At 28.4% G+C, this 6,576-nt stretch carries 7 protein-coding genes; 1 reads left to right on the top strand and 6 read right to left on the bottom strand.

Going from position 1 to position 6,576, the window contains the following annotated elements; translation table 11 throughout:
- The coding region (locus ACRDBA_RS06515) for a DUF368 domain-containing protein (RefSeq protein ID WP_438572123.1) at window positions 1–593 on the top strand (593 nt) is incomplete at its 5' end.
- A 52-nt stretch (window positions 594–645) separates the two neighbouring features.
- On the opposite strand, the gene ACRDBA_RS06510 is transcribed toward ACRDBA_RS06515, so the two are convergent.
- From ACRDBA_RS06510 to ACRDBA_RS06485, 6 genes are all read right to left on the bottom strand, one after another.
- Window positions 646–1,479: an energy-coupling factor transporter transmembrane component T family protein gene (locus tag ACRDBA_RS06510; protein WP_438572122.1), complete on the bottom strand. Its 834-nt coding sequence runs from the start codon at window positions 1,477–1,479 to the stop codon at window positions 646–648.
- Window positions 1,479–3,185 (bottom strand): ABC transporter ATP-binding protein, encoded by a 1,707-nt coding sequence (locus ACRDBA_RS06505; RefSeq protein WP_438572121.1) that lies wholly within the window; start codon window positions 3,183–3,185, stop codon window positions 1,479–1,481. Before ACRDBA_RS06505 ends, ACRDBA_RS06510 begins: the two co-directional genes overlap by 1 nt.
- Window positions 3,186–3,325: 140 nt before the next feature.
- On the bottom strand, window positions 3,326–3,883 hold the full coding sequence (locus ACRDBA_RS06500) for an ECF-type riboflavin transporter substrate-binding protein (RefSeq protein WP_438572120.1): 558 nt from the start codon (window positions 3,881–3,883) through the stop codon (window positions 3,326–3,328).
- Between the two features lie 162 nt (window positions 3,884–4,045).
- On the bottom strand, window positions 4,046–5,152 hold the full coding sequence (phnW, locus tag ACRDBA_RS06495; RefSeq protein ID WP_438572119.1) for a 2-aminoethylphosphonate--pyruvate transaminase: 1,107 nt from the start codon (window positions 5,150–5,152) through the stop codon (window positions 4,046–4,048).
- 44 nt (window positions 5,153–5,196) lie between these two features.
- The gene (gene phnX / locus ACRDBA_RS06490; RefSeq protein WP_438572118.1) at window positions 5,197–5,997 is read right to left on the bottom strand and encodes a phosphonoacetaldehyde hydrolase; all 801 of its coding nucleotides are present in this window, start codon (window positions 5,995–5,997) and stop codon (window positions 5,197–5,199) included.
- A 15-nt stretch (window positions 5,998–6,012) separates the two neighbouring features.
- Window positions 6,013–6,576, bottom strand: a 564-nt coding sequence (locus ACRDBA_RS06485; protein ID WP_438572117.1) for an ABC transporter permease subunit, incomplete at its 5' end; no start/stop codon positions are given.

Raw genomic sequence — 6,576 nt, 5'->3', positions numbered from 1 at the left:
TTTTTTCTATTCCAATTATTATAAAAGAAGAAAAGCAACATTTACTAGGCTATTATAAAAATGTTTTATTTGTATTTTTAGCAATACTACTTGTGCTTTTTATTTCATTTTTTAATCCTAGCGCTTCTACAGATGGAGTGCATTATTCTTTAAATAATTTTTCTCTTCCACTTGCTATTTATGTTTTCTTTTGTGGAATGATTGCTATTTCAGCTATGGTTTTACCTGGTATATCCGGTTCTACCTTACTTCTTATATTTGGCTTATATGGGCCAATTATTAATGCTCTTAAGGAAACCTTAACCTTTAACTTTAGCTATTTACCTATATTAATAGTCTTTGGTTTAGGTGTATTAAGTGGAATCTTTATTTCTATTAGATTAATAAAATGGCTCTTGACTAATTATAGATCTAAAATGATTTATCTTATATTAGGATTAATGATAGGATCAATTTATGCAGTATTTATAGGACCTACTACCTTAGATATTCCAAAGCCTGCAATGAATTTAGAAAGCTTTAATTTTATATTCTTTGCAATAGGAGGTTCCTTAATTTACGGATTAAATTTAATTTCTAATAGATTTAAATAAAAAAAATAGCTTAATCGTATTTGATTAAGCTATTTTTTATTTATAAGTAAAACTATCCTATAAATGGATTAAAGAATCTACTACCATTATTTTTTGTCATTAATAGTGATATTATAAATATTGCAATAACTATTATTATTGCTATGTAATCATTTCTTTTAAATTCTCTTGAATTATACCAAGTTCTCTTTTTCTTATTACCAAAGGCTCTAAGCTCCATTGCAGAACTAATAATATCAATTCTATCTAAGCTCGAAAATATCAATGGCATAAGAACACTTGCAGAGTTTTTTATTCTTTTTCCGATCTTTTCCTTTTTAGACATATCTATTCCTCTTGCTTGTTGTGCAAAGGAAATATCTACATAATCTCTTTGTATATCTGGTATATATCTTAAAGCTATAGAAACTGAGTAAGCAATTTTATAGCTCACACCTATTCTATTTAATGAAGATGCAAATTCACTTGGCTCTGTAGTTGATATAAATAATAAAGCCATTGGAATTACAGAGAAATATTTTATAGTTACATTAAATTGATAAAATAATTGCTCTACTGTAACTGTATATGGACCAGCTATATGGAATAAATCATGTCTAGTACCATATATACCTACTCCTTCATAAGGTGAAAAAATAAAAATTGCTATATTATTTAGTAATAAGAAAAATAATATAAAGTATAAAACAAATGATATATCTTTAAACTTTATTTTTGATATTTTAAATACTACTAAGCTAAATATAAACATTCCAATTAATATTCTAGTATCATATGTTAACATAGATGCTAAAGTCCACATCATAAAGAAAATAAACTTTGTGGCTCCAGTTAATTTATGAATTGGAGAATCTTCATTTATGTATCCTAACATGTTTTCACTCATTAGCTTCTCATCCCCCTATCATAATCTATAAACTTTTTAACAAAATCTCTTGGATTACTTATTCCTGATTTTAAAGCTAATTCATAAAGAGAGGTTTCTTTAAGACTTGCAGCCTTAATTAACGCTTCATCTGTTAATATGTTTACAGATGTATCTTCACCTATTTTTTCTCCATTAGATAGAACTATTGCTTTTTTTGTATATTCAAGCATTAAGTGCATATCATGAGTAACCATTATTATTGTTACACCTTTTCTATTTAAATGAAGTAAAAATTCCATTATTTCATTATAATGCTTAAAATCTTGACCTGCCGTAGGCTCATCTAAGATTATTAACTCTGGATTTAATGCTAATATTGCAGCTATTGTAACACGCTTTTTTTGTCCATAGCTTAATGCTGATATTGGCCAATTTCTATATTCATATAATCCACAAACCTTTAAGGTATCGTAAACTCTTTCTTTTATTTCATTTTCACTTACGCCTCTTACCTTTAGGCCTAATGCTACTTCATCATAAATCATAGTTTTTGATATCATTTGATTTGGATTTTGCATTATCATTCCAATAAATTCAGCTCTTTCTTTTATTGTATCATCTGCAATATCTCTTCCTTTAAATAATATCCTTCCCTTTGTAGGCTTATAAAAACCGCATACAAGCTTAGTTATAGTTGATTTTCCAGCACCATTTTTTCCAACTATACTAATCATATCACCTTTATTTACTTTAAAGCTTACATTATTTAATATGGTATTTCTTGAATTATAAGCAAATGAAACATTTTCAAGCTCAAGTAAAGCTTCTTTATCTTCTATTTCATTTTCATCTTTTTTACTTTCATACCACTTATTTAACTCTTCCTTACAAGCATTAACATCTAAAGTATTTATACTTCCTGGATTCATCGCTTCTGTAACTTCACATCCGGCATATTTTAAAGCAGTTATATATAATGGTTCTCTTATTCCATTTTCCTTAAGAGTGTTAGATGATAATAATTTATTTGGAGTAGTATCTGCTACTATTTCCCCCTCATTCATTACTATAATTCTATCTACTTCTTTATATAAAACATCTTCTAATCTATGTTCTACTATTATTATAGTCTTATGATTTTCCTTTTGTATCTTATCAATTAATTCTATTGATGACTTCCCTGCTGCTGGATCTAAGCTAGCAAGAGGCTCATCAAATAAAAGTATTTCTACATCATCAACTATAGTACCTGCTAAGGTTACCCTTTGCTTTTGACCACCTGATAATCTATGAGGTGCCATATCTATTTGATTATGTATATCAACTATTTCAGCAACTCTTTTTACTGCTTCTATCATCTTTGGTCTTTCAACACAAGCATTCTCAAGCTTAAAGGCAATATCTTCGCCTACTGTTAATCCTATAAATTGGCTATCAGGATCTTGAAGAACAGTCCCTACTGATTTAGATATTTCAAATATACTCATATCCTTAGTTTCTTTTCCATTTATCTTTAAACTTCCTGAAATTTCTGCTTCATATGAAAAAGGTATAAGTCCATTTATGCAATGAGCTAATGTACTTTTTCCTGAACCTGATGGTCCTACTATAAGGATTTTTTCACCCTTATTGATTTTAAGGTTTATATTTTTTAAAGTTTTTTCTTTTTGCACTACATATTGTACAGAAAAATCTTTAAACTCTATAACTGCTTTACTCATCATATCCTCCTGTCTTAATAAACTAAAGCTTTATATTTTCTATAAGTAAAAGCTTTAACTAATATTATATTTAAAACAACTTCAAAGAATAAAAAACCGGAGAAAATTTAAGTCTCCGGCATATTCATATTTAGTAAGCTCTTTTATAATTCCTTTTCTAAGCTTCCTCTTTTTGTTCTAGTTTTAGCATAATTGCTAATTAATAAAGTTCCTAAAACACCTACCGTTACCATGTTAGATATTCCACCTATAGCACCTTGCAGGAACACCTTATTTGCAGGTTCTGCATAAATTACTATATCTAATGTAGGAGCTACTACAAACCAAGCTAAAATATTAGCTATAATTTGAACAATGTTAAATTTAATAATTTCTTTTTTCTCAAATATACCTTGGTTAATCTTGATTCTATAAAAACAAATTCCTATAACTAATCCTACTACACCAGATGCAATAACCCAGCTAAGCCATGGTGAACCGTAAAACACTATATCCTTTAGTGCATGTCCTATAAACCCTACTAATGCTCCTGCAAAAGGACCATATAGCAATGCCATTAAAGCTAAGAATGCATATGCAGTTTCTATATTAGTATTTGGAATTCCAGATGGAATAGAACCAAATCTCCCTAAAATCATAAATACAGCTGCTCCAATTCCTATTGCAACAATTGTTTTAATTGATAATTTTTTATGTTTCATTATTTAAACTCCATATTATGTAATATTATCTTAATTATTTTTCTTTTAAATACATTCATATTTAAATATAGGACTATTTTGTCGAATTGTCAACTAGAATGATTTTCTATAGATATAAAAAATGGTGCTACAGTTATTTTTTGTACCACCACTTTATTTATACTATTTGTTATATTTTTTTATAGCTTCTATTAATTTTTCTATATCACTAAGATTTATATCACCTATATTCCCTATTCTGAATGTATCTGCATCTGATAGCTTCCCAGGGTAAATTACAAATCCCTCATTCTTTAAGAACTTATAAAATTCATTAAAGGAGAATTCCTTTCCTTCTGGATATAAGAAGGTTGTTATTATAGGTGAATGTAATTCTTCCTTTACATAAGAATTAAATCCTAGCTCCTTTAGTCCCTTAACTAATGTTTTTTGCATTGAATTATATCTATTATATCTTTTTTCTACTCCGCCTTCATCCTCTAATTCATTAAGTGCTTCATAAAATGCTCTTACAGTATGTGTAGGTGATGTAAATCTCCATTTCCCTTTTGATTTTTCCATTGTATCCCATTGATCAAATAAATCTAATGACACTGAACGAGCAATTCCTTTTGTATTAATTAAATTTTCTCTATTTGCAATAATGAATCCAAATCCTGGCACACCTTGGATACATTTATTTGCAGAAGAAATTAAGTAATCAATTCCTAACTTTTCTATTTCTATTTTAATTCCACCAAATGAACTCATTGCATCAACTATTAAAGTTTTATTATGATTTCTCACTACATTACATAGCTCTTCTAATGGATTTAATATTCCTGTTGTAGTTTCACAATGTACAAAGGCTACATGTGTAATGTCTCCATCTTGTTTTAATAAATTATCTACTTCTTCAGGATTTATACATTCTCCCTCTTCATAAAATATAGTTACATTATTTATCTTAAGTCTAGATGCTATTTCACCAATTCTTTTTCCATAAGCTCCATTAATTAATACTAAAAGCTTGTCTTTTTCTCCTATTGTACTTCCTATAACAGATTCAACTGAAAAGCTTCCACTTCCTTGCATTAATACTGTAGTATATTTTTCATTTGAACATCTTGCATGACTAAGTAACTTAGCTCTTATGTCTTGTACCATTTCATTATAGTCTGTATCCCAGGTGCACCAATCCTTTAATAATGCTTCTCTTACCCTTTTACTTGTTGATAATGGTCCTGGAGTTAATAATATATATTCGTTATCTGGAATTAATGTATTCATAATTAAATTTCTCCTTTATTATATACTTTAAAATTTTATTTAAATTATGGATTTACTCCATCCTCTAGTTTTCTATTTATATCTTCTATAACATCTATTAAGCCACTCATATCATCTATTACATAATGAGCTCCTGCAGCAAATAACTTCTTTCTTACTTCTTCCATTTTATTTTCAAGTAAGTCTTTATCCATATTTTTCACTTCTTCTAATGTTAATCCTAACTCTGAACTTCCAAGTACTAACCCTACAGCCCACGTCCCTGCATTTACACCCTCTTGCATATCAACTACTGTATCTCCAACTTTTACCAAAGATTTTTGTGGATATATATTTAAGGCTCTTGCATTTTCATACATCATATACGGGTATGGTCTTCCATATCCTAATTGGTCTGATGCTATGCAAAAGTCTGGACTATATCCTTTTTCTTTTGCTATAGGAAGTATTACATCCATCATTTCCTTTGTGTAGCCAGTTGTTGATCCTATTTTAATTTCTTTAGCTCTTAATTCACTTATTGTATCTAATACATATGGATTTAAATCAACATAATCCTTTAATGTTTTAAATAAGACATCTTCAAATCCCTTGTATAACTTATTTACATCTTCTTCATTTGACTCTCTATTAAATAATTTATAAAACCTTTCTTTAACTGAATTCATTTCAAGTATAGCTCTTGTATGATCAATTTTAAGTTTTCCCATTGGCTCTCTTGCTTCTTCTATTGTCAAATCTATTCCTATTTCTTTAAAGGCATCCATAAATGCACCTACTGGTGAAAAACACCCATAATCCATTGTTGTTCCTGCCCAATCAAAAATTACTCCCTGTATTTTCATAATTATCCTCCTAAATTAAGCATAAATTCTTTTTTTGTCATTTAATTTCTTTTTTATAAATTCATAAATTAACTTAACTATTATATTAGTTATTACAATCATAACTGCTAATGCAGCAGCCTCAGCTGTGTTTCCTTTGTCATCTAACTGAACTATAGAAATTGAAGCAACCTTTAAGTTTGCTGTATATATAAATATCAATGCTGATACTGTAACCATTGAGTTTAAGAAAAAGTACATAAAGTTTTCTAATACAGCTGGCATACAAAGTGGTAAGGTTACATTTTTAAATAATGAGAATCCACTTACCCCTAAAGACTGAGCCACTAAATCAAGCTCCTTGTCCACCTTTTTAATAGCTGATGTTGCTGTAATAAATGTAACCGAGTAAAAATGTACTATATTACAAAATACCATTAAAAACATACTTCCATATAAAACATTAAAATAATTTAATACATAAACTTTATTTCCAAAGTTAAACTCTGGAGTATTAAAGAAAAATACATATGAAATCCCTAATACTAATCCTGGAAGAGCCATTGGTAATATACTTAAGAAATTAGCAAATCCCTTTAT

The sequence above is a fragment of the Clostridium sp. genome (genome assembly GCF_051654825.1).
In the GTDB taxonomy this organism is placed as follows: domain Bacteria; phylum Bacillota; class Clostridia; order Clostridiales; family Clostridiaceae; genus Clostridium.
Note: the sequence above shows the minus strand (reverse complement) of the source record. Positions and strands in the feature narration are given on the sequence as shown.